21 protein-coding genes and 1 tRNA gene are annotated in these 22,754 nt (G+C 71.0%); 1 reads left to right on the plus strand and 21 read right to left on the minus strand.

Annotated elements, in window-relative coordinates; all coding sequences use genetic code 11:
* Positions 1-2 precede the first annotated feature (2 nt).
* The 21 genes from atpA to OIE69_RS14800 all read right to left on the minus strand — a co-directional run bounded on the left by atpA (position 3) and on the right by OIE69_RS14800 (position 22,115).
* Positions 3-1,574 carry a F0F1 ATP synthase subunit alpha gene (atpA, locus tag OIE69_RS14700; protein ID WP_326572399.1) on the minus strand — a complete coding sequence of 524 codons (1,572 nt, stop codon included), beginning with the start codon at positions 1,572-1,574 and terminating at the stop codon, positions 3-5.
* An 89-nt stretch (positions 1,575-1,663) separates the two neighbouring features.
* Positions 1,664-2,479, minus strand: coding sequence for a F0F1 ATP synthase subunit delta (locus tag OIE69_RS14705; RefSeq protein WP_326572400.1), 816 nt, complete (start codon positions 2,477-2,479; stop codon positions 1,664-1,666).
* Complete coding sequence (locus tag OIE69_RS14710) at positions 2,476-3,021, minus strand: F0F1 ATP synthase subunit B (RefSeq protein ID WP_326572401.1); 546 nt, start codon at positions 3,019-3,021, stop codon at positions 2,476-2,478. Before OIE69_RS14710 ends, OIE69_RS14705 begins: the two co-directional genes overlap by 4 nt.
* 44 nt (positions 3,022-3,065) lie before the next feature.
* Entirely contained in the window at positions 3,066-3,308 is a 243-nt protein-coding gene (gene atpE, locus OIE69_RS14715; protein WP_018563527.1) for an ATP synthase F0 subunit C, read from the minus strand.
* 78 nt (positions 3,309-3,386) lie between these two features.
* Positions 3,387-4,217: a F0F1 ATP synthase subunit A gene (gene atpB / locus OIE69_RS14720; RefSeq protein ID WP_026251816.1), complete on the minus strand. Its 831-nt coding sequence runs from the start codon at positions 4,215-4,217 to the stop codon at positions 3,387-3,389.
* Between the two features lie 210 nt (positions 4,218-4,427).
* The gene (locus OIE69_RS14725; RefSeq protein ID WP_326572402.1) at positions 4,428-4,841 is read right to left on the minus strand and encodes a hypothetical protein; all 414 of its coding nucleotides are present in this window, start codon (positions 4,839-4,841) and stop codon (positions 4,428-4,430) included.
* 255 nt (positions 4,842-5,096) lie between these two features.
* On the minus strand, positions 5,097-6,404 hold the full coding sequence (locus OIE69_RS14730) for an MraY family glycosyltransferase (protein ID WP_326572403.1): 1,308 nt from the start codon (positions 6,402-6,404) through the stop codon (positions 5,097-5,099).
* A gap of 118 nt (positions 6,405-6,522) precedes the next feature.
* The gene (locus OIE69_RS14735) at positions 6,523-7,824 is read right to left on the minus strand and encodes a serine hydroxymethyltransferase (RefSeq protein ID WP_326572404.1); all 1,302 of its coding nucleotides are present in this window, start codon (positions 7,822-7,824) and stop codon (positions 6,523-6,525) included.
* 180 nt (positions 7,825-8,004) lie between these two features.
* Complete coding sequence (locus OIE69_RS14740; protein WP_326572405.1) at positions 8,005-8,637, minus strand: arsenate reductase/protein-tyrosine-phosphatase family protein; 633 nt, start codon at positions 8,635-8,637, stop codon at positions 8,005-8,007.
* Positions 8,634-9,281 carry an L-threonylcarbamoyladenylate synthase gene (locus OIE69_RS14745; RefSeq protein WP_089225123.1) on the minus strand — a complete coding sequence of 216 codons (648 nt, stop codon included), beginning with the start codon at positions 9,279-9,281 and terminating at the stop codon, positions 8,634-8,636. The genes OIE69_RS14740 and OIE69_RS14745 overlap by 4 nt, the downstream gene beginning before the upstream one ends.
* A gap of 31 nt (positions 9,282-9,312) precedes the next feature.
* On the minus strand, positions 9,313-10,158 hold the full coding sequence (gene prmC / locus OIE69_RS14750) for a peptide chain release factor N(5)-glutamine methyltransferase (protein WP_089225124.1): 846 nt from the start codon (positions 10,156-10,158) through the stop codon (positions 9,313-9,315).
* 16 nt (positions 10,159-10,174) lie between these two features.
* The gene (gene prfA / locus OIE69_RS14755) at positions 10,175-11,263 is read right to left on the minus strand and encodes a peptide chain release factor 1 (RefSeq protein ID WP_326572406.1); all 1,089 of its coding nucleotides are present in this window, start codon (positions 11,261-11,263) and stop codon (positions 10,175-10,177) included.
* A 114-nt stretch (positions 11,264-11,377) separates the two neighbouring features.
* Positions 11,378-11,602 (minus strand): 50S ribosomal protein L31, encoded by a 225-nt coding sequence (gene rpmE / locus OIE69_RS14760; RefSeq protein ID WP_018563536.1) that lies wholly within the window; start codon positions 11,600-11,602, stop codon positions 11,378-11,380.
* Between the two features lie 123 nt (positions 11,603-11,725).
* Positions 11,726-12,850 carry an LCP family protein gene (locus OIE69_RS14765; RefSeq protein ID WP_326572407.1) on the minus strand — a complete coding sequence of 375 codons (1,125 nt, stop codon included), beginning with the start codon at positions 12,848-12,850 and terminating at the stop codon, positions 11,726-11,728.
* Between the two features lie 265 nt (positions 12,851-13,115).
* The gene (gene rho / locus OIE69_RS14770) at positions 13,116-15,062 is read right to left on the minus strand and encodes a transcription termination factor Rho (RefSeq protein WP_326572408.1); all 1,947 of its coding nucleotides are present in this window, start codon (positions 15,060-15,062) and stop codon (positions 13,116-13,118) included.
* 398 nt (positions 15,063-15,460) lie between these two features.
* On the minus strand, positions 15,461-16,384 hold the full coding sequence (thrB, locus tag OIE69_RS14775) for a homoserine kinase (RefSeq protein ID WP_089225128.1): 924 nt from the start codon (positions 16,382-16,384) through the stop codon (positions 15,461-15,463).
* A 261-nt stretch (positions 16,385-16,645) separates the two neighbouring features.
* The gene (gene thrC, locus OIE69_RS14780; protein ID WP_326572409.1) at positions 16,646-17,734 is read right to left on the minus strand and encodes a threonine synthase; all 1,089 of its coding nucleotides are present in this window, start codon (positions 17,732-17,734) and stop codon (positions 16,646-16,648) included.
* Positions 17,735-17,741: 7 nt separating this feature from the next.
* Complete coding sequence (locus OIE69_RS14785) at positions 17,742-19,088, minus strand: homoserine dehydrogenase (RefSeq protein WP_326572410.1); 1,347 nt, start codon at positions 19,086-19,088, stop codon at positions 17,742-17,744.
* 126 nt (positions 19,089-19,214) lie between these two features.
* Positions 19,215-20,606 carry a diaminopimelate decarboxylase gene (gene lysA, locus OIE69_RS14790; protein WP_326572411.1) on the minus strand — a complete coding sequence of 464 codons (1,392 nt, stop codon included), beginning with the start codon at positions 20,604-20,606 and terminating at the stop codon, positions 19,215-19,217.
* 19 nt (positions 20,607-20,625) lie between these two features.
* A complete protein-coding gene (gene nrtL, locus OIE69_RS14795; RefSeq protein ID WP_326572412.1) occupies positions 20,626-21,603 on the minus strand; it encodes an ArgS-related anticodon-binding protein NrtL in 978 nt (325 codons plus the stop codon).
* A gap of 86 nt (positions 21,604-21,689) precedes the next feature.
* Complete coding sequence (locus OIE69_RS14800) at positions 21,690-22,115, minus strand: response regulator (protein ID WP_326572413.1); 426 nt, start codon at positions 22,113-22,115, stop codon at positions 21,690-21,692.
* A 243-nt stretch (positions 22,116-22,358) separates the two neighbouring features.
* Here OIE69_RS14800 and OIE69_RS14805 point away from each other — a divergent pair.
* A tRNA-Arg gene (locus OIE69_RS14805) sits at positions 22,359-22,430 on the plus strand.
* Positions 22,431-22,754 lie beyond the last annotated feature (324 nt).

The following is a 22,754-nucleotide window of genomic DNA, read 5'->3' on the forward strand; positions in this document are numbered from 1 at the left end:
GCTCAGCCCTCACCCAGCAGCTTGCCGTCCGAGGTCTCGAACTGCTTCTTGAACTCCGCGACCGCGTCGGTCAGGGCCTCGACGGTGTCGTCGCCGAGCTTGCCGGTCTCGGCGATGCCCAGCAGCAGGTCCTTCTTCTCACGGCGGAGGTAGTCCAGCAGCTCGCGCTCGAAGCGGCGGATGTCCTCGACCGGGACATCGTCCAGCTTGCCGGTGGTGCCGGCCCAGATGGAGACGACCTGGTCCTCGATCGGGAACGGTGCGTACTGACCCTGCTTGAGCAGCTCGACCATGCGCTTGCCGCGCTCCAGCTGCGCCTTGGAGGCCGCGTCCAGGTCGGAACCGAAGGCGGCGAACGCCTCCAGCTCGCGGTACTGGGCGAGGTCCACGCGCAGGCGGCCGGCGACCGACTTCATGGCCTTGATCTGCGCCGAGCCACCGACTCGGGAGACCGAGATACCGACGTTCAGCGCCGGGCGCTGGCCCGCGTTGAACAGGTCGGACTCCAGGAAGCACTGGCCGTCGGTGATGGAGATGACGTTGGTCGGGATGAACGCCGACACGTCGTTGGCCTTGGTCTCGACGACCGGCAGACCGGTCATCGAGCCGGCACCCAGCTCGTCGGAGAGCTTGGCACAGCGCTCCAGCAGACGGGAGTGCAGGTAGAAGACGTCACCCGGGTAGGCCTCACGGCCCGGCGGGCGGCGCAGCAGGAGGGAGACGGCACGGTAGGCGTCGGCCTGCTTGGACAGGTCGTCGAAGACGATCAGGACGTGCTTGCCCTGGTACATCCAGTGCTGGCCGATGGCCGAACCGGTGTACGGGGCCAGGTACTTGAAGCCGGCCGGGTCGGACGCCGGGGCCGCCACGATCGTGGTGTACTCCAGGGCGCCGGCCTCCTCCAGCGAGGCGCGCACGCCCGCGATGGTGGAGCCCTTCTGACCGATGGCGACGTAGATGCAGCGGACCTGCTTCTTCGGGTCGCCGGAACGCCAGTTGTCACGCTGGTTGATGATCGTGTCGATCGCCAGGGCCGTCTTGCCGGTCTGACGGTCGCCGATGATCAGCTGGCGCTGGCCGCGGCCGATCGGGGTCATCGCGTCGACCGCCTTGAGGCCGGTCTGCATCGGCTCGTGGACGGACTTACGGGCCATGACGCCGGGAGCCTGCAGCTCCAGGGCGCGGCGGCCTTCGGTCTCGATCTCGCCGAGGCCGTCGATCGGGTTGCCGAGCGGGTCGACGACGCGACCCAGGTATCCCTCGCCGACGGCGACCGAGAGCACCTCACCGGTGCGCTGCACCGGCTGGCCCTCCTCGATGCCGCTGAACTCGCCGAGGACGATCGCGCCGATCTCGCGCTCCTCGAGGTTGAGGGCGAGACCGAGGGTGCCGTCCTCGAACTTCAGCAGTTCGTTCGCCATCGCCGAGGGCAGACCCTCGATCTTGGCGATACCGTCGCCGGCCAGGCTGACCGTTCCGACCTCCTCGCGCGAGGCCGCGTCCGGCTGGTACGACTGGACGAAGTTCTCCAGCGCGTCCCGGATCTCCTCCGGCCGGATCGTGAGCTCCGCCATCTGGGTTCCCTGCTCTCCTTGTTGGGCCCGAAGTATTCGCTACGGCCCAACTCGGGCCGCTGGTACTGCTCTTTGAGTTGGTGGCTGGTTCAGCCGGCCATCCGACGGCTCGCCTCTTCGAGGCGGTCCGCGATGGTCCCGTCGATGACCTCGTCGCCGACCCGAACCGAGATGCCGCCGCGGACCGCGGGGTCCACGTCGAGGTTCAGGTGCACCTGCCGGCCGTAGATCGTGGCCAGCGCGGCGCCGAGACGCTGCTTCTGCCGGTCGTTCAGCGGTACCGCCGACACCACGACCGCAACCGTGCGGTTACGGCGCGTCGCCGCCAGCTTGGACAGGGCGTCGATCCCTGCCTCCAGGCTACGGCCTCGCGGGTGGGTCACGAGACGGACCACGATCCGCTCGGTGACCGCGTTGGCGCGGCCGTCCAGCAGCGAGTGCAGCAGGGCCGCCTTCGCCCGGCCGCCCGCGGCGCGGTCGGTCAGCGCCGCCCGCAGCTCGCTGCTGCCGGAGACGATGCGGCCGAAGCGGAACAGCTCGTCCTCGACGTCGTCGAGGTGGCCCGCCCGCTCCGCGTCGATCAGGTCGGCGCCGTAGGACAGCTCCTCCAGCGCGTCGACCAGGTCACGCGACTGCGACCAGCGGCTGCGGACCATGCCCGAGACCAGGTCGGAGGTCTCACCGCCGATCTGTCCGCCGAGGACCGCCTGCGCCAGGCCCGCCTTGGCCTCACCCGGCTGGGCCGGGTCGGTCAAGGCGCGGCGCAGCGAACCCTCGCGGTCGAGCAGCCCCGTGACGGCGGCCAGCTCCTCGGCGAGCTTCGCCGCGTCGACGGACGTGCTGTCCGTCACCGCGTCGAGGCGCTCGCGCGCGGCGGCCAGTGCCTCGCGGCTCGCTCCGTTCATCGCGCGGCCTCGGCCTTCTCCTCGAGCTCGTCGAGGAAGCGGTCGATCACGCGGCTCTGGCGGGCGGTGTCCTCGAGGGACTCACCGACGATCTTGCCGGCCAGATCGGTGGCGAGCTTGCCGACGTCCTGGCGCAGCGCGTGCGCGGCGGACCGGCGGTCGGCCTCGATCTGGGCGTGACCGGCGGCGACGATCTCCTCGCGCTGCCGCTGGCCTTCCGCACGCATCTCGGCGATGAGCGCGGCGCCCTGCTCCTGCGCCTCCTGGCGCAGACGCGCGGCCTCGTGGCGGGCCTCGGCGAGCGACTGCTTGTACTCCTCGAGGGTCCGCTGAGCCTCGGCCTGTGCGGCCTCGGCCTTCTCCATGCCGCCCTCGATGGCCTCGCGGCGCTCGTCCAGAACCTTGTTGATGTTCGGGAGGAGCTTCTTTGCGAGGAAGAAGAAGACGATGGCGAAGGCGATGAGACCGATGACGAGCTCTGGGATCGGCGGGATGAGGGGGTTCTCCGCCTCCTCGGCCGCCAGCTGTGCCAGGGCGTTCACATCAGTGCCTTCCGTCGAAAGGGGTTGGTCTCGTCAGCCCGGAGTCAGGAAGTCGGGTAGACGAACGGCATGACCAGACCGATCAGCGCGAGCGCCTCACAGAAGGCGAAGCCGAGGATCTGGTTGGCGCGGATCAGGCCGGCGGCCTCGGGCTGGCGGGCGAGCGCCTGCGTACCGTTGCCGAAGATGATGCCGATGCCGACGCCGGGGCCGATGGCCGCGAGGCCGTAGCCGATGGAGCCCAGGTTGCCGAGGATCTGGGTGGCGGCGAGGTTCACAGCGGACATGCTGTTTCTTCCTTCTCTTTCACGGACCGGTGGGGGTTGGCCACCGGACAATCGGGGGGCTGTGCGTCGTGCGGCTGCTCAGTGGTGCTCGGCGAGCGCGCCCTGCACGTAGGAGCAGGCCAGCAGCACGAAGACGTACGCCTGGACGGCCTGGATGAAGAGCTCGAAGGCGGTCATGACGATGACCATCACGAACGAGACGCTGGCGTAGGCGATGCCGATCCCGTTGAGCAGGTACCAGCTGGCGATGGTGAACAGCAGCAGCAGGACGTGCCCGGCGAACATGTTCGCGAAGAGTCGCACGGCGTGCGTGAACGGCCGCACGATGACGTTGGAGAGGAACTCCAGGCCGACGACCATCGGCAGCACCGCGCCGAGGTTCTTGTCGTAGCCGGTGATGTTCTTCCAGCCGCCGACGAAGCCGTGCTTCTTGAAGGTCAGCGACATCCAGGTGATGTACACGATCGCGGCGAGCGCGGCCGGGTAGCTGATGATCGCCGTCACGGGGAACTGGGCGATCGGTACGATCGACCACAGGTTCATGATCCAGACGAAGAAGAACAACGCCACCATGAACGGCACGTACTTCTCGCCGTCCCGCTTGCCGATCGTCTCGTAGACGATGCCGCGGCGGACGAAGTCGTAGCCGGCCTCGGCGACCATCTGCAGCTTGCCCGGGACGATCTTCGGCTTGGCGAACGCAGCCCAGAAGAAGCCGACGATCACGATGCTGCCGAGCAGCGCCAGCAGCATCGTCTTGTTGAAGTAGACGCTGCTGTCCCCGTCGCCGATCAGCGGCTTGAAGAGGAAGGAGTGCAGGCCGGGGGCCGGGAAGCCGCACCCGTCGAAGATGTGGCAGTTCGTCTCGAAGGCGAGCGTCGTTACATCACTCACCGAGAGCTCCTTCAGCGTGGCGCATAGGTACGGCAACCTCTACGTGTCGGCGCGGCACACGGCCACGGAACGGCACTGGACTGGTCTGACGGATGTGGGGGCGGCGGGTGGGCGCTGAGCCGAAGGGCTGTTGCGAAGGCATGACTGCCACCCGCGCCAGCTCTGCCGCAGTTGAGACCGGACGATAGCAAACGAGCGGAAGTCCGCCTGCACCGGCCCTGCTTTTCACGGTGAAGTTCCGGCGGAGCCGGGCTCCACGTACAGCATCTTGGTCTTCATATGAGCACGGGCCTGGGCGGCGATCCACACCAGGGTCGTGCCGAGCAGGGTGAAGGCGAACACCTGGGTGTCGAAGAGCGTCGTGTTCTTGAACACGGCCAGCACGATGGCGAGCAGCAGCAGCTGCACGGTGTAGAGCATCAGGCCCATCGCCTGGAACAGCGTGGGATAGGAACGGGCGGTGCGCTGAAGCACCGTCAGACCGATTCCCATGAACGCGATCACCACCACCGCGCCGAAGCCCGCGCCGATCGCGCCCTTGCCGCCCGCGAGCACGCTGGAGACAGCGACCGCGATCACCCCCGCGGCAACGGCGGGTACGGCGCAGTTCAGAAGCGTTCGGACGTCGTTGGACTGCATGGCGGCAGCTCCTCCGGCGAGGTTGGGAGTACAGGGGTCGTCGAGGACGAGGGTAGCCCGGCGGCGAGGACATGCCTCACGCCGGAAGACCATCGCACTAGGGTCTTTCGGCTTGATTCCGGGTTCTCGTGAACGGTATCACAAACTATTTGATGAGGTCTTTACCCGGTTCGTGTGTGACCTGTCACACGGAAGAAGTACCTCTCGCGGAGTCTGCCCGACGCTTCGCAACGGGTGTGCTAGAGAGCGTTCGGCCTACGGACGGCTGCCCGAGCCGCGGCCGGCGTCCACCAGGGACCGCGCGCTGAGCGCGGTCGCCCCGTTGACGCCAGGGGCCTCCCCCGCGGCGATGGTGGCCGCGGCGGCGTCGTGGGCCTCCTGCGCGGCCTCCGCCCGGGTACGGCGGTACCGCGGCGGGACGAACGCCTCGGCCCAGCGCGGGGCCCGGGGGCGGAAACGCGGCATGAGCAGCGCGAGCAGCCCCATGGCGCTCAGTACGACGATGCTCAGGACGATCAGCAGGCTGGAGGAGTTGACCGAGAACGCGACCGCGCCGAAGGAGATCAGCGCGGACCAGAAGTACATGATCCACACGGCCCGGCTGTGCGAGTGGCCGATGTCCAGCAGCCGGTGGTGGAGGTGGCCGCGGTCGGCGGCGAACGGCGACTGCCCGTTCCAGGTGCGGCGCACGATGGCCAGCACCAGGTCGGCCGCCGGGATCGCGATGAGCGTCAGCGGCAGCAGCAGGGGGAGGTAGAACGGCACCATGAAGTGCGTGGTGTCCCGGGTCGAACCGGTCAGGTTGGTGATGGCGTCGGGGTCGGTCTGGCCGGTGATCGAGATGGCGCCGGAGGCCAGCACCAGGCCGATCAGCATCGAGCCCGAGTCGCCCATGAAGATCCGCGCGGGATGCAGGTTGTGCGGCAGGAAACCCAGGCACATCCCGATGAGGATGGCGCTGAACAGCGTCGCCGGGGCGGCCGCCTCGATGCCGTAGCCGTACCAGATGCGGTACGCGTACATGAAGAACGCGATCGCGGCGATGCACACCATTCCGGACGCGAGTCCGTCGAGTCCGTCGACGAAGTTGACCGCGTTGATCGTGATCACGACCAGGGCCACGGTCAGCAGGGTCGACTGCACCGGCGTGAGCGCGACGATGCCCTTGCCCGGGATCGGCAGCCACAGCACGGTGAGGCCCTGCAGCACCATCACGCCGGCCGCGATCATCTGCGCGCCCAGCTTGATCAGCGCGTCCACGCCCCACTTGTCGTCCAGCACGCCCAGCAGCCAGATGAGTCCGGCGCCGGAGAGCAGTGCCCGCGGCTCGTTGGAGAGCTCGAAGACGCTCTTGAGATTGGTCAGGTGGGCCGCCACCAGCAGACCCGCGCACAGGCCGCCGAACATGGCGATGCCGCCGAGGCGCGGCGTGGGTTCTCGATGGACGTCACGATCGCGGATCTCGGGCATGGCCCCTGCCGCGATGGCGAACTTCCGCACCGGCCCCGTGAGGAGGTAGGTCACGGCAGCTGCCACGCACAGGGTCAAGAGGTACTCGCGCACGGGCACACCCTATTCGCGTCCGGGTGGCGACTGTAAACACAGACGAAGACTCACAGCGGGTACCCAGGGTTGCACATGCCACTCACGGGGGTGGCCCGGCCCCCCTGTGAAGCGCGTCTCAGCCGGGGTACGGGGGGAACGCCTCCACCAGTTCCGCGACCTCGCCGGCCAGGCCGCGCTCCTCCCGCAGCGCACGCACGATCAGCTCCGCGACCTGCGGCATCTGCTCCTCGCGCATCCCCTGGGTGGTCACCGACGCGGTGCCCAGGCGGATTCCGGAACCGGCCGTGCAGGGCTCCGTGTCGTACGGCAGCGTGTACTTGTCCAGCACGATCCCGGCGGCCGCGCACAGTCCGCGGGCGCGCATCCCGGTGACGCCCAGGGCCGACACGTCGGCGGCGATCAGATGGGTGTCCGTGCCGCCGGTGGCGATGCGCACGCCCTGCGCGGCGAGCGCGCCGGCGAGCGTGCGGGCGTTGGCGACGACCTGGTGCGCGTAGAGCGCGAACTCCGGACGCGCGGCCTCCCCGAACGCCACCGCTTTCGCCGCGACGGCGTGCATGTGCGGGCCGCCCTGCGAGAAGGGGAAGACCGCCCGGTCGATGCGCTGGGCCAGGTCCGCGCCGCACAGGACCAGCCCGCCGCGCGGTCCGCGCAGCGTCTTGTGCGTGGTGGCGCACACCACGTCCGCGTACGACACCGGGTTGGGCGCGGCGCCGCCGGCGACCAGGCCGAGGGTGTGCGCGGCGTCCACGATCAGGTACGCGCCGACGTCGTCGGCGATCTCCCGGAAGGCCGCGTAGTCGATGTGCCGGGGGTACGCGATGCCACCGCAGACGATCGCCTTCGGGCGGTGCCGGTGCGCCAGGTCCCGCAATTGGTCGTAGTCGATCAGGCCGCCCTCCTCGAAGGTCTCGCCCCGTGTCACCCCGTACCCGGCGATGCGGAACCAGCGGCCGGAGAAGTTCGACTCGGACCCGTGGGTGAGGTGGCCGCCGTGGGCCAGCGACATCGCCAGGACGGTGTCCCCGGGGACCAGGAGGGCCGCGTAGGCCGCCAGCACGGCCGAGGAGCCGGAGTAGGGCTGCACGTTCGCGTGCGCGGCTCCGAACAGCCGTGTGGCCCTTTCCACGGCCAGCCGCTCGGCCAGGTCCACCAGCTCGCACCCGGCGTGGTGGCGGTGACCGGGGTAGCCCTCGGCGTACTTGTTGGCCAGCGGTGAGCCGAGCGCCGTCAGGACGGCCGGGGAGGTGAAGTTCTCGCCCGCGATCAACTGCAGGCACGAGGCCTGCCGCTGGGCCTCCCCGAGGAGGATGTCGGCCAGCTCCGGGTCATGGGCGCGCAGCTCGTCGAGGCCGGCGCCCCCGGCCGGGAGCGTGGGGGTGACTATGTGGGGTGAAGACGCTTCCGCGGTGGGCATGGCGGCGCTCCCGGGGGCGGCTGGGAAGGTTCTCACCTGCCACTGTTGCACCCTTCCGGACATTTCGCGCCGCGTTGTGCTCCACCGGGGGCCGGGCGCTCGCCGCGGGCCGCGCCACCGCGCCCCGGGCGCCCGCCCCGAGGGCCGCCCGCGACCCGGGGAAACCTTCCGCCCCCGCGGTCAGGCGGTGGGCGCCGGAACCCCGGTCAGCGCGGTCAGGACCGGGTCCAGCGCGTCGTGGATCTCCTCGCCGATACTGCGGAAGAACGTCAGCGGGGCGCCGTACGGGTCGTACACCTCGTCCGCGTCGGCGGTGGGCGCCAGCAGCCACCCGCGCAGGGCCGCGGCGGCGCGCACCAGGGACCGCGCGCGCTCGGTCACGCTGCCCTCCGGCAGCGTCGCCGGGTCTATCGCCTTCACCAGCCGGGTGAACTCCTTGAGCGTGAAGGTGCGCAGCCCCGCCGCGTGCCCCATGGAGATCACCTGGGCGCGGTGGTCGCGGGTCGCGGTCAGCACGAGGTCGGCGTCGATCACGTGGTCGTCGAGGAGCTCGCGCCCGAGGAAGCCCACCGGGTCGGCGGAGTACTCGGCGAGCACCGTCGCCGCGTGCGCCTCCATCGGCGCGCCCTCGTGTCCCCAGGTGCCGGCGCTCTCCACGATGATCCCCGCGGCACTGTCACCGAGCCGCAGCGTCAGCTCGTGCCGGGTCAGCCGCTCGGCCATCGGCGAGCGGCAGACGTTGCCGGTGCAGACGTGGAGGATGCGGAACGGGCGCTCGCCGTGATCCCACTGCCCGGGTATGGGCGGTGTCAATTGCCGACCTCCAGGTCGGGTACGACCTCACGGAGCTGCTCCGCGCTGATCGCGCCCGCCCGCAGCAGGACGGGCACCTTGCCGGTGACGTCCACGATGGAGGACGGCACGGCCGCGGGCGTCTGGCCGCCGTCGAGGTAGATCGCGACGGAGTCGCCGAGCATCTCCTGCGCCGCGTCGCAGTCCTGCGGCGAGGGGTGACCGGTCAGGTTGGCGCTGGAGACGGCCATGGGGCCGGTCTCGGTCAGCAGCTCGATGGCGACCGGGTGCAGGGGCATGCGGACGGCGACGGTGCCGCGGGTGTCCCCCAGGTCCCACTGGAGCGACGGCTGGTGACGGGCGACGAGGGTGAGTGCGCCCGGCCAGAAGGCGTCGACCAGCTCCCAGGCCTGCTCGCTGAAGTCGGTGACCAGGCCGTGCAGGGTGTTCGGGGAGCCGACCAGGACGGGCGAGGGCATGTTGCGGCCCCGGCCCTTGGCCTCCAGCAGGTCGCCGACGGCCTCGGTGTTGAACGCGTCCGCGCCGATCCCGTAGACGGTGTCGGTGGGCAGCACCACGAGCTCGCCGCGGCGTACGGCGGACGCGGCCTCGCGCAGTCCGGCAACCCGGTCCGTCGCGTCCGAGCAGTCGTAACGCCGTGCCATCAGCAGACCTCCATGACGTGCGGCGCCGTGGTCACGGCGTCGCCTTGCGGGCAGTGGTGAACCGGGGTCGGTTGTTGAGGTCGGGGTGGTCGGCGGCGTCCGCCCAGCCGGCCTCCTCGGTGAAGATCCAGGGCACCTGGCCGCCCTGGGTGTCGGCATGCTCGATCACGACGACCCCGCCAGGCCGCAGCAGCCGGTGCGCGGTGCGCTCGATGCCGCGGATGGTGTCGAGGCCGTCCTCACCGGAGAACAACGCCATCCCGGGGTCGTGGTCGCGGGCCTCCGGCGCCACGTACTCCCATTCGGTGAGCGGGATGTAGGGCGGGTTGGAGATCACCAGGTCCACCTGGCCGTTGAGGTCCTGGAAGGCCTCCAGGGCGTCGCCCTGCCGCAGGTCGACCTTGCTGCCCTCGACGTTCTTGCGGGCCCACACCAACGCCTCGTCGGACAGCTCCACCGCGTGCACCCGGCTGCGCGGCACCTCCTGCGCCAGGGCGAGCGCGATGGCGCCCGAACCGGTGCACAGGTCGACGATGAGCGGCTCGGCGACGTCCATGGCGCGCACCGCGTCTATGGCCCACCCGACGACCGACTCGGTCTCCGGGCGGGGCACGAAGACCCCGGGGCCGACCTGGAGCTCCAGATAACGGAAGAAAGCCCGGCCGGTGATGTGCTGCAGCGGCTCGCGGGCCTCGCGGCGGGCCACGGCCTCCCAGTAGCGCGCGTCGAAGTCGGCGTCGGCGACGGTGTGCAGCGCGCCGCGCTTCACCCCGTGCACATACGCCGCGAGCTCCTCGGCGTCGAACCGCGGCGAGGGAACGCCGGCGTCGGCCAGCCGCTGGGTCGCCTGGGCGACCTCGGCGAGCAGCAGGTTCACGTTCTCCGCCTCCGGTTCAGCTTCCGTCGCCCGCGGCGGCCAGCTTGGCCGCCGAGTCGGCGTCGACACACGCCTGGATCACCGCGTCCAGTTCGCCGTCGAGGACCTGGTCCAAGTTGTACGCCTTGAAGCCGACGCGGTGGTCCGAGATGCGGTTCTCCGGGAAGTTGTAGGTGCGGATGCGCTCGCTGCGGTCCACCGTCCGCACCTGGCTGCGGCGGGCGTCGGACGCCTCGCGCTCGGCCTCCTCCTGCGCGGCGGCCAGCAGCCGGGAGCGCAGGATGCGCATCGCCGACTCCTTGTTCTGCAGCTGGCTCTTCTCGTTCTGGCAGGAGACGACCAGCCCGGAGGGCAGGTGGGTGATGCGCACCGCGGAGTCGGTGGTGTTGACCGACTGGCCGCCGGGGCCCGAGGAGCGGTAGACGTCGATCCGCAGGTCGTTGGGGCCGATCTCGACCTCGACCTCGTCGGCCTCGGGGGTCACCAGCACACCGGCGGCGGAGGTGTGGATACGGCCCTGCGACTCGGTGGCCGGCACCCGCTGGACGCGGTGCACGCCCCCCTCGTACTTCAGCCGGGCCCAGACGCCCTGACCGGGCTCGGTGGCACCGTTGCCGCCCTTGGTCTTCACCGCGACCTGGACGTCCTTGTAGCCGCCGAGGTCGGAGGCGTTGGCGTCGATGATCTCGGTCTTCCAGCCCTGGTGCTCGGCGTAGCGCAGGTACATGCGCAGGAGGTCGCCGGCGAACAGCGCGGACTCCTCGCCGCCCTCGCCCGCCTTGACCTCCAGGATCACGTCCTTGTCGTCGCTGGGGTCGCGCGGGACGAGCAGCAGCCGCAGGCGCTCGGTGAGCTCCTCGCGCTGCTTCTCCAGCTCCTTCACCTCGGCGGCGAAATCGGGGTCGTCCGCGGCCAGTTCGCGCGCGGTGCCGATGTCGTCACCGGTCTGCTTCCAGCCGCGGTAGGTGCCGATGATGGGGGTCAGCTCCGCGTAGCGCTTGTTGAGCTTGCGCGCGTTGGCCTGGTCGGCGAAGACCGCCGGGTCGGCAAGCTTCTTCTCGAGGTCGGCGTACTCGCCGATCAGTTCCTCGACCGCCTCGAACATCAGGATCCCTGCTTCTGGAAGGGGTGAACGCCGGTGAACCAGCCTGGGACGACAAAGCGCCGGTCCGGCCGCCGGAGGATATCCGGGCAGCCGTGGACCGGCGCTTTCGGGTCGCTACTTCTTGGCGGACCCGGCCGCCTTGCCGAAGCGGGCCTCGAAGCGGGCCACACGGCCACCGGTGTCGAGGATCTTCTGCTTGCCCGTGTAGAACGGGTGGCACGCGGAGCAGACGTCGGCACGGATGACGCCGTCCTTCACGGTGCTGCGGGTGGTGAACGAGGCGCCGCAGGTGCAGCTGACCTGGGTCTCCACGTACTCCGGGTGGATGTCGCGCTTCAAGGGGTTCTCCTAGTGTTCGGGAGGGTCCCGGGTCGTGCCGCGGGCTTGCGTCACGTGAACCGGGGCCGACGTACCAGTCTGCCAGCACTGACCGCATCTCCCCAAACCGGGGGCCGCGGTGATCTATTCCGGTCCGCCGGCGGACGGCTGCGAGGAACTCCTGACCACACCGTTCGTGTCGACGTCGTCACCTGCCGAACCCTTGGTGGCGGACCTGGGGATCGGTTTGTCGGCCCGCAGCGCCGCCCAGACCTGCTCCGCCTGGTCGGTGATCGGCAGGACGCGGTTGGGGTCGGCAGGGTCGTAGCGCACCGGCATGGTGACCATGCCGATGTCCTCGGACCCCAGCCCCTTCAGGCTCTCCCCGAGGCCGACCAGCTTCTTGACCGACGCCAGCTCCGAGTCGGTGGTGATGGCGCCGGTGGCGGTGTCGGCGATCTCGTAGAGCCGGGTCGGCGAGCTCAGCAGCCCGATGCCGTTCACCCGGTCCACCAGGGCCTTCAGGAAGGCCTGCTGCAGCCTTATCCGGCCCAGGTCGCTGCCGTCCCCCACCCCGTGCCGGGTGCGCACAAGGCCGAGGGCCTGCTTGCCGTCGAGGTGGTGCGTGCCGGCGGGCAGGTGCAGGTGGCTGCGGTCGTCGCTGATGGCCTGGCTGGTGGTGACGGTGACCCCGCCGAGGGCGTCGATCAGGTGCTGGAAGCCGGAGAAGTCGACCTCGATGTAGTGGTCCATGCGGATGCCGGTCATCGTCTCGGCCGTCTTGACCGCGCAGGCCGGGCCGCCGATCGCGTACGCCTCGTTGAACATCTCGCCACTGCGGGGCGGGGCGGTGCCGCCGCCCGGCTCGGCGCAGGCGGGCCGGTCGACGAGGGTGTCGCGGGGGATGCTGACCACGCTCGCCCGGTCGTGCCCCTGGTAGACGTGGACGATCATCGCGGTGTCGGAGCGGGCGGTGCCGTCGTCCGTGCCGCCGCCGGCCTTCTGGTTGCTGCCCGAACGGGAGTCGGAACCGAGGACGAGGATGTCCATCGAGCCGTTGTCGACGTCGGCCGGCCGGTCGCGCCCGAGGAGGGCGTTGATGTCGATGCCCCTGATGTTGCCGTTGAGCTTGAGGTAGAGGCATCCCACGGCGGTGGTGGTCAGCAGCAGGAACGTCGCCACGACCCAGGCGGTGATCCGCAGGGCCCGCCGGCGGGGGCCGCGCAGGCGCCGCCGGGCGGCTCGTCCCTCGTCCGCGTGCTCGGGCATCGGCTCCTCTGTCCTGATCGACTCCCCATGGTTGGGGTACCCGCTCCCGTGCCCGATCAGCCACGCGAGGGGGTGCCCGCAGGGCAATGACAGCGGGTCCGGGGCCGCCCCGCCGCGGGACGCGCCGGACACCGCCGCAGGTGAGAGCCATCCGGTCGGTGCCGCGGCGGGCCTAGACGGGCGCCGGCGGCCGCATACGACGGAAGGCCGGTCCCGTCACCGAAGTGACCGGACCGGCCTCCTGAGCCGTGCCGACGCCGGGGCGTCAGTCGTTGTTGCCACCCGGGGTGGTCTTGGCGATCTGCATCAGGAACTCGGCGTTGGACTTGGTCTGCTTCATCTTGTCCAGCAGCAGCTCGATCGCCTGCTGCGAGTCGAGCGCGTGCAGCACCCGGCGCAGCTTCCAGGTGATGTTCAGCTCGTCCGGAGCCAGCAGGATCTCCTCCTTGCGGGTACCGGACGGGTCGACGTCCACCGCCGGGAAGATCCGCTTGTCCGCGAGCTTCCGGTCGAGCTTGAGCTCCATGTTGCCGGTACCCTTGAACTCCTCGAAGATCACCTCGTCCATGCGCGAGCCGGTCTCGACCAGCGCGGTGGCCAGGATGGTCAGCGAGCCGCCGTCCTCGATGTTGCGCGCGGCACCAAAGAAGCGCTTCGGCGGGTACAGCGCGGTCGAGTCGACACCACCGGACAGGATGCGGCCGGAGGCGGGCGCCGCGAGGTTGTACGCGCGGCCCAGACGGGTGATGGAGTCCAGCAGGACGACGACGTCGTGGCCCAGCTCCACCAGCCGCTTGGCGCGCTCGATGGCGAGCTCGGCGACGGTGGTGTGGTCCTCGGCGGGACGGTCGAAGGTCGAGGAGATGACCTCGCCCTTCACCGACCGCTGCATGTCGGTGACCTCTTCCGGACGCTCGTCGACGAGGACGACCATCAGGTGGCACTCGGGGTTGTTGCGGGTGATCGCGTTGGCGATGGCCTGCATGATGATCGTCTTACCGGTCTTCGGCGGAGCCACGATCAGGCCGCGCTGGCCCTTTCCGATCGGGGCGACCAGGTCGATGATCCGGGTGATCAGCTGGCCGGGCTCGTTCTCCAGCCGCAGCCGCTCCTGCGGGTACAGCGGGGTGAGCTTGTTGAACTCGGGGCGGCCGCGGCCGCTCTCCGGCGCCATGCCGTTGACGGAGTCCAGGCGCACCAGCGCGTTGAACTTCTCGCGGCGCTCGCCGTCCTTCGGCTGGCGGACGGCACCCGTGACGTGGTCGCCCTTGCGCAGGCCGTTCTTGCGGACCTGGGCGAGCGAGACGTACACGTCGTTCGGGCCGGGCAGGTAGCCGGAGGTCCGGATGAACGCGTAGTTGTCGAGGATGTCCAGGATGCCGGCGACCGGGATCAGGACGTCGTCGTCGGCGACCTGCGGCTCGCCCGCGAAGTCGTCGCGGCGGTTGCCGCCCCGGCCGCGGCGGTCGCGGTACCGGCCCCTGCGGCGGCGGCCGCCGCTCTCGTCGTCGTAGTCGTCCTGGCCACCCTGGCCGCCCTGGGGGCCGCCGCCCTGCTGCTGACGCTGCTGGCCGCCGTCCTGCTGCTGACGCTGCTGGCCGCCGTCCTCGCCGCCCTTGCGGCGGTCGCGCTGCCGGTCCCGCTGACGGTCACGGCGGCTCTCGCGGCGGTCGTCGCCGCCCTTGCCGTCACCGGACTTGCCCTCGGCGCTGTCCACGGCGGCCTCGGCACGGCTCTCCGCACGGCCCTCGGCGGACTGCTCGGACTTGGCGGACTCCGCCTTGCCCTTGGCCGCGGGTGCGGCCTTCTCGCCGGCCGGCTGGCCGGGGATCTCGATCTGCTTCGGCTGCTGCTCGGCGCCCTGGTTGCCGGCCTCGGCGGATTCACCCGTACGGGTACGCGAGGTGGCCCGGCGCTTCGGCTTCTCGGCGGCGGGCGCGCCCTCGGCGGCGGAGGCCTTGGCGCCGCCGCCGGACTGCGCGGCCTTGATGGTCTCGATGAGCTGGCTCTTGCGCATCCGCGCGGTGCCCTTGATGCCGAGACCGGAGGCGAGCTGCTGCAGCTCGGCCAGGACCATGCCCTCAAGACCGGTACCCGCGCGGCGGCGCCGCGCGGCGGGGGCAGTGGCAGCACCGGTGGCAGGCGCGGCAGCATCGGACGCGGCGACAGGGCTGTCTGCGCGTACGCCCATCAGATCGGTGGTGTCGCTCACGAAGGGTCCTTCCCTGGAGCGGACGTCGGCCTGTCTGGCTCGGCGACCGGTCGTGCTGTCCGGATCCGGTCCTTATCACTTGCGCCGGACCCGGGGCGGTGGTCCGCCTGATGGCGGAGGAAATGATGTGGAACAAAAAAACACAGTTACCGGCGAGGTGAGAGTTCACTCTCGGGTGAAATGTCACCCGCGCCGTCTCCGGAGCGTGCTCGGCACTGCCCAGGCAGGCTGCCTATGCGGTGTGGGAGGCTCCCGGAAGAATGGGCGGTCCCGATGCGGGACACGAGGCACCGGGACAACAGGTACAACAAACGGGTTCCTGAGTCCACGGGTGCAGCAATGAGATTAACACTACCGGATCCAACAAACATTCCCCCTCTCCATGACCGGCAATCGTGTCACTGCCCCACAGCGAGCGGCAGCACACTCGCCCCCGCCGCGTCGAGGGCCAGACGGTTCGCCGCCCACCCCTCACCCGCCAGCCGGGAGACCTTGTCGGCGGTTTCCTCGTCCGCCAGCGCGAGCACCGTGGGTCCCGCACCCGAGATGACAGCGGGGACGCCTTCGGCGCGCAGTCGGTTCACCAGTGCCGTGCTCTCCGGCATCGCGGGCGCCCGGTACTCCTGGTGCAACCGGTCCTCGGTGGCGGGCAGCAGCAGGTCGGGCCGCCGGGTGAGGGCCTCGACGAGGAGCGCGGCGCGTCCCGCGTTGACCGCGGCGTCCACGTGCGGGACGGTGCGCGGCAGCAACCCCCGGGCGGTCTCGGTCAGCAGCGGCCTGCCCGGCACGAAGACCACCGGAACGACCGACTCGGCGGGGTCCATCCGGACCGCGTGGGCGGCGCCGCCCTCGGTCCAGGCCAGCGTGAAGCCGCCGAGCAGACAGGCGGCGACGTTGTCCGGGTGGCCCTCGATCTCGTTGGCCAGCTCCAGCAGCGCGGCGTCGTCGAGCTTGTCCTGCCCGCCTATCGTCACCGCGCGGGCGGCCATGATGCCGGCGCAGATGGCGGCGGAGGAGGAGCCCAGGCCGCGGCCGTGCGGGATGCGGTTGGCGCACACCACCTCAAGGCCGCGCGGCTGTCCGCCGAGCAGGTCGAAGGCGGTCCGCAGGGAGCGTACGACCAGGTGGTTCTCGTCGCGGGAGAGCGAGTCGGCGCCTTCGCCGGCGATGTCGACGTGCAGACCGGAGTCGGCCACCCGGACCACGACGTCGTCGTAGAGTCCGAGCGCCAGGCCGAAGGCGTCGAAGCCCGGTCCGAGATTGGCGCTGGTCGCGGGGACGCGCACTCGGACGGCGGCGGCGCGGAAGGCTGGTCCGGCCATCGTTCGATGACTCTCCTTGTTTCACGGGCGGTTCTGCCTCGCGATGCCGCGGCATCGTTGCCGTACGGCGGCGAGGACTTGGGGGACCGTACCAAGGGGATCCCGCGAGGAGGATGCCAATGGCATGAGCCAGAACGGCGTGCGGCGGCGCCGGTGTGAGGTCAGCCTATCGAAGGAAGGTTCTCCTGCGACATAGGGCGCACGGACAGCGCGTGATGCGTGTCGCGTGCGAATCCGTGCGCCCCTGTTGTCCCTCGGGGGTCAGAGCAGCCCGAGCCGCTCCGCGGCCGCGTCGGCGTCCACCGGAACGGTGACGGGCTGCGGCGCGCCGGCCACCGCCCAGTCGGGGTCCTTCAGACCGTTGCCGGTGACCGTGCAGACGATCCGCTGGCCCGGGTCGACCTTGCCCTGCTCGGCGGCCTGCAGCAGCCCGGCGACACTCGCGGCCGAGGCCGGCTCGACGAAGACACCCTCCTGGGCGGCGAGCAACCGGTACGCCGCGAGGATCTGACGGTCGGTCACCGAGTCGATCAGGCCGCCGGATTCGTCCCGCGCCTCCTCGGCGAACTGCCAGGATGCCGGGTTGCCGATGCGGATCGCGGTGGCGATCGTCTGCGGCTGCCGCACCGGGTGGCCCAGCACGATCGGCGCGGCGCCGGAAGCCTGGAAGCCCCACATCCGCGGATTGCGCGTCGACACGCCGTCCGCGGAGTATTCGCGGTAGCCCTTCCAGTACGCGGTGATGTTCCCGGCGTTGCCGACCGGCAACACATGGACGTCCGGCGCGTCGCCGAGCGCGTCCACGATCTCGAAGGCGGCGGTCTTCTGCCCCTCGATGCGCACCGGGTTCACCGAATTGACCAGCGCCACCGGGTACTTGTCGGACAGGCCGCGGGCGAGGTCCAGGCAGTCGTCGAAGTTGCCGTCCACCTGCAGGATGCGCGCCCCGTGCACCAGCGCCTGGCCCATCTTGCCCAGCGCGATCTTGCCCTGCGGCACCAGGACGGCGCAGACCATCCCGGCCCGCACCGCATAGGCGGCGGCCGAGGCGGAGGTGTTGCCGGTGGAGGCGCAGATGACCGCCTGCGCGCCCTCCTCCTTGGCCTTGGAGATCGCCATCGTCATGCCGCGGTCCTTGAAGGAACCCGTGGGGTTGGCGCCCTCCACCTTCAGGAAGACGTCGCAGCCCGTGCGCTCGGACAGCACCTGGGCGGGGACGAGCGGGGTGCCGCCTTCGAGCAGCGTGACCACGGGGGTCGCCGCACCGACCGGGAGCCGGTCCCGGTACTCCTCGATGAGGCCGCGCCACTGATGGGTGGCCGGCACGCGGCCGGCGGAGACTGCGTTCATCGCTGGGTTACTCCCCTTCCACACGCATGATGCTGGCGACGCCCCGGACGGTGTCGAGCTTGCGCAGTGCCTCGACGGTCGCCCCGAGCGCCGCGTCCGGCGCCCGGTGGGTGACGACGACGAGCGACGCCTCCCCGCCCTCCCGTCGCCCGCCGCCACCCTGTTCGACGGCGACTCCGTCGCCGCCTGGATTCCTGCCCTGCTGCCGCACCGTGTCGATCGACACGTGATGCTCCGCGAAGACCGTGGCCACCTGGGCCAGGACACCCGGTTTGTCCGCCACGTCCAGGCTGATGTGGTAGCGCGTCACCACGTCGCCCATCGGGCTCACGGTGAGCTGCGCGTACGCGGACTCCCCCGGCCCGGTGGTGCTCGCCAGCTTGTTGCGGCAGGTCGCCACCAGATCGCCCAGCACCGCCGAGGCCGTCGGCGACCCGCCCGCCCCGGGGCCGTAGAACATCAGCTGGCCGGCCGCCGCGGCCTCCACGAAGACCGCGTTGTACGCCTCGCGCACGCTGGCCAGCGGGTGGGTCAGCGGGATCATCGCCGGGTGGACGCGGGCGGTGACCGAGCGCCCGTCGGCGCTGCGCTCGCAGATCGCGAGCAGCTTCACCGTGCAGCCCATCCGCTGGGCCGAGGCGATGTCGGCCGCGGTGACCTCGGTGATCCCCTCGCGGTGCACGTCGTCGATGGTCACCCGGGTGTGGAAGGCGATACCGGCCAGGATCGCGGCCTTGGCGGCGGCGTCGAAGCCCTCGACGTCGGCGGTCGGGTCGGCCTCGGCGTAGCCCAGGGCGGTGGCCTCGTCCAGGGCCTCGGAGTAGCCGGCGCCGGTGGTGTCCATCTTGTCGAGGATGAAGTTGGTCGTGCCGTTGACGATCCCCAGCACCCGGTTGACCTTGTCGCCGGCCAGCGACTCGCGCAGCGGTCGGATCAGCGGGATGGCGCCGGCGACCGCGGCCTCGTAGTAGAGGTCCACCCCGTGCTCGACGGCCGCGGCGTGCAGCGCGGCACCGTCCGCGGCCAGCAGCGCCTTGTTGGCGGACACCACGCTCGCGCCGTGTTCGAAGGAGGTGGTGATCAGCGAGCGGGCGGGCTCGATGCCGCCGATCACCTCGACGACCACGTCGATGTCCCCGCGTTTGACCAGGGCGGTCGCGTCCGTGGTGAGCAGTTCCGCGGGCACGCCCGCGCGCACCCGGTTGGGCCGCCGTACGGCGATCCCGGCGAGCTCCACCGGGGCGCCGATCCGCGCGGCGAGGTCGTCCGCGTGCGTCGTCATGATGCGCGCCACCTCTGAGCCGACCACACCACAGCCCAGCAGCGCCACCTTCAGCGGACGCGTACGCATCATCCGACCTCGCTTCGCGGTTTCAGCTCTTGCAAGCCTCTTGGACGGTCCCAGTCTCACGCACCGGACGGAAGTTTCCACGTGCTGTCCGGATCGCGAGACCGGTCTTCTTCTATGTGAGATTTCACGTCAGCCGACATCGAGACGCAGGAGATCTTCCTCCGTCTCGCGCCGGACGATCACCCGGGCCGCGCCGTCCCTGACGGCGACCACCGGGGGGCGCAGGGCGTGGTTGTAGTTGCTGGCCATCGAGCGGCAGTACGCGCCCGTCGCCGGCACGGCCAGCAGATCGCCGGGCGCCAGGTCGGCGGGGAGGAAGGCGTCGCGCACCACGATGTCGCCCGACTCGCAGTGCTTGCCGACGACCCTGCTCAGCATCGGCTCGGCGTCGCTCGACCGGGACACCAGCGCCACGCTGTACTCGGCGTCGTACAGCGCGGTGCGGATGTTGTCCGACATCCCGCCGTCCACGCTCACGTACGTGCGCAGGCCCTCCAGCGGCTTGATCGTGCCCACCTCGTAGAGGGTGAACGCCGTCGGGCCCACGATCGCCCGGCCCGGCTCGACCGACAGCCGCGGGACGGCGAGCTCCGCCCCCCGGCACTCGCGGGAGACGATCTCCCCCAGCGACTTGGCGATCTCCTGCGGCTCGCGCGGGTCGTCGTCCGGGGTGTACGCGATGCCGAGGCCGCCGCCGAGGTCGATCTCGGGCAGCTCCACCCCGTGCTCGTCGCGGATCTGCCGCAGCAGGCCGATCACCCGGTGCGCCGCCACCTCGAAACCGGAGGTGTCGAAGATCTGCGAGCCGATGTGCGAGTGGATGCCGACCAGTTCGAGCGAGTCCAGGCGCAGCACCCGGCGCACCGCCTCGGCCGCGTCCCCGCCGCCCAGCGAGAAACCGAACTTCTGGTCCTCGTGCGCGGTGGCGATGAACTCGTGGGTGTGCGCCTCGACGCCGACGGTGACACGGACCTGCACCCGCTGCCGCCTGCCGGCCTTCTGCGCGGCGTCCGCCACCCGGACGATCTCCTGGAACGAGTCCACCACGATCCGCCCCACCCCGGCCTCGACGGCCTGACGGATCTCCTCGGCGGTCTTGTTGTTGCCGTGCAGCGCGATCCGGTCGGCCGGCATCCCCCCGGACAGCGCCACGGCGAGCTCGCCGCCGGAGCACACGTCGAGGTTGAGGCCCTCCTCGTGCAGCCAGCGCACCACCGCGCGGGACAGGAACGCCTTGCCCGCGTAGAAGAGGTCGGCGTCCGCGCCGAAGGCCTCGCGCCAGGCACGGCAGCGGGCCCGGAAGTCGGCCTCGTCCAGGATGTAGGCGGGGGTGCCGAACTCCTCCGCGAGGCCTCGGACGTTTAGACCGCCCACGGTGGCGACGCCCTCGGCGTCCCGGGTGACGGTGCGGGCCCAGACCCGGGGGTCCAGGGTGTTCAGGTCGGCGGGCGGCGCCGCGTAGTGGCCCTCGGGGAGGACGTCGGCGTAACGGGGCCCGGCGGGGTGTGCGGAACGGCTCATCGTCTCGTGCTCTCTGCTCTCACAGGTGTCGGGGGGCGCTGATGCCGAGCAGGGTCAGGCCGTTGGCGAGCACGGTCCCGGCGGCGTCGGCGAGCGCCAGACGGGCCCCGTGAACGGCCGAGGGTTTCTCCTCGCCCTTCGGCAGGGCCGGGCACGCGTCGTGGAAGCGGAGGAGGGCGTCGGCGGTGCGCTCCAGCAACCGCGCCACCCGGTCGGGCGCGCCGTGCCGGGCCGCGGCCTCCACGGTGCGGGGGAAGTCGGCGATCAGGCCGAGCAGTTCGGTCTCCGCGGGGTCCCGGTGGCCGGATGCGGCGCCGGGCTCCAGGCCCAGGTCGTGGGCATTGCGCAGCAGGGCCCGGCTGCGGGCGTGAGCGTACCGGACCAGGAACAGGGGGTTGCCCTCGCGCTGCGCCAGGTGCTCCGCGGGGCCGGTGCGGGGGGCGTCCTCGGCGGGCGGGCGCAGCAGGGCCCAGGCGGTGGCGTCGGCGCCGAGGGTGCGGAGCAGCTCGTCCGGGGTCTGGCGTACGGGGTGCGGGCGTGGCGCGGGCGGCTCGATGCCGGTGGCCGCGTGGAGCCGGTGGAGGGCGGCGGCGTAGGCGTCGGCGCGGGGTTCGCCGGTGGGTGCGGGAAGGTCGCCGACCTGGTGCTCCCCGACGCCGTAGCGGTGGCCCTGCTCGCGCACGAGGTCGACGAGGGCCTCGTGGGACTCCCCCTGGAGGGTGATGTTGAGGAAGCCGGGTGCGGCGACGTCCACCCGGGCGATGCCGGGGGCGGCGGCGAGCCGGCGGCCGATGACGTCGGCGACGGCGAGCGGCGCGGCGCCGGTCAGGGGGGCGAGTTGCAGGGCCACGTTGGTGGCGTAGTCCCCGCACCCGGGGCGCGGCGGCCTGCGCACGACGACCCGCTCGGGCACCGGGCCCGTGAGGCTGAGCTCGTCGGCCTCGACGGCACGACGGACCGTGGCGAGCACGGTGCGGGAGAGCTCAGCGGGGGTCACAAGCGCAAGCGTAGGCGAGGAGGGGGGTGCGGACGCGAACGGGTTTCACCCTTTGGTCATCGCCGCTCACCGCTGGTCACCCGCGGTCAGGCGGTGCCCGGGGTGCCTGCCGAGGCGCCTTCTTGTGGAGTGTCGGCGTCGACGCCGACGAGCCGCCGTACGACACGGATCAGGTCGACGGGCTCGAAGGGCTTGCTGAGGAAGGCGTCGACCCCGGCGGCGACGGCGCTCTCCACCTCGGCCTGGGTGCAGGCGCTGACCACGACGATCCGCACGTCACGGGTGCGGGGGTCGGAGCGGAGGCGGGCCGCCGTCCATATCCCGTCGAGGCGCGGCATGACGACGTCGAGGGTCACCACATCCGGGCGCACCTGCTGCACCACGTCCAGGCACTCGGCACCATCGGCCGCGGTCACGACCTCGAAGCCCTCCAGCTCGAGGTTGACCCTGATCAGCTGCCGGATGACCTTGTTGTCGTCGACGACAAGCACCCGGCCGGACACGCCCGGCACATTCAGAGCCTAGGCGCGCCGGATCGGATGCGTCCGCGTTTTCCCCATTCCTTCCCCGACCGGGGGACGCCACAGCGGTGTGCCGGACACGCCCCGCCGCCATGGGCTATGCCACAGGCACACGGCTCGGGGCACGCCCTTCGCCCCGCCCCCTCCCGCAACCCACCTCCCCGGAAACCCTGTACACGGACACCCCTTCCAGGCTGGTAAGGTTTCACCCGTCGCCGCCACGGTGGACGACACGCCCCCGTAGCTCAGGGGATAGAGCAACGGCCTCCGGAGCCGTGTGCGCAGGTTCGAATCCTGCCGGGGGCACCTCGCACGAGGTGCCAAAAGACCCCGCCACCAGCCAGAACGCTGGATGCGGGGTCTTCGCGTATGCGCAGCCGTGCGCCGCCGAAAGCGGGTCTAGGACAAGGTCTGTGGACAGTACGTGGACAGGATCTTGGGACATCGGCCCATGTCAGTCCGCAGAATGGACGAGCCCTCGACCGCTGATGACGCTCCCCGAAGTCCCGCGGCACCGAGATCGTTTGGGAGCGGGGCCCCTCAAGCCATCGCCGCTTCTACGCTGAGGACCCCTGCGGCACCCGCCTCGAGTTCCCTGACCCCGAGGCGGCCTCAGACGTCGGCGGCGCC

The organism is Actinacidiphila glaucinigra, from assembly GCF_035918135.1.
Classification (GTDB): domain Bacteria; phylum Actinomycetota; class Actinomycetes; order Streptomycetales; family Streptomycetaceae; genus Actinacidiphila; species Actinacidiphila glaucinigra.

Excerpts from the sequence above, each read along its gene's own strand:
- atpA (WP_326572399.1), bottom strand. The coding sequence starts at position 1,574 with ATGGCGGAGCTCACGATCCGGCCGGAGGAGATCCGGGACGCGCTGGAG.
- OIE69_RS14705 (WP_326572400.1), bottom strand. The coding sequence starts at position 2,479 with ATGAACGGAGCGAGCCGCGAGGCACTGGCCGCCGCGCGCGAGCGCCTC.
- atpE (WP_018563527.1), bottom strand. The coding sequence starts at position 3,308 with ATGTCCGCTGTGAACCTCGCCGCCACCCAGATCCTCGGCAACCTGGGC.
- OIE69_RS14725 (WP_326572402.1), bottom strand. The coding sequence starts at position 4,841 with ATGCAGTCCAACGACGTCCGAACGCTTCTGAACTGCGCCGTACCCGCC.
- OIE69_RS14735 (WP_326572404.1), bottom strand. The coding sequence starts at position 7,824 with ATGCCCACCGCGGAAGCGTCTTCACCCCACATAGTCACCCCCACGCTC.
- OIE69_RS14745 (WP_089225123.1), bottom strand. The coding sequence starts at position 9,281 with ATGGCACGGCGTTACGACTGCTCGGACGCGACGGACCGGGTTGCCGGA.
- prfA (WP_326572406.1), bottom strand. The coding sequence starts at position 11,263 with ATGTTCGAGGCGGTCGAGGAACTGATCGGCGAGTACGCCGACCTCGAG.
- OIE69_RS14765 (WP_326572407.1), bottom strand. The coding sequence starts at position 12,850 with ATGCCCGAGCACGCGGACGAGGGACGAGCCGCCCGGCGGCGCCTGCGC.
- thrB (WP_089225128.1), bottom strand. The coding sequence starts at position 16,384 with ATGGCCGGACCAGCCTTCCGCGCCGCCGCCGTCCGAGTGCGCGTCCCC.
- thrC (WP_326572409.1), bottom strand. The coding sequence starts at position 17,734 with ATGAACGCAGTCTCCGCCGGCCGCGTGCCGGCCACCCATCAGTGGCGC.
- OIE69_RS14785 (WP_326572410.1), bottom strand. The coding sequence starts at position 19,088 with ATGATGCGTACGCGTCCGCTGAAGGTGGCGCTGCTGGGCTGTGGTGTG.
- lysA (WP_326572411.1), bottom strand. The coding sequence starts at position 20,606 with ATGAGCCGTTCCGCACACCCCGCCGGGCCCCGTTACGCCGACGTCCTC.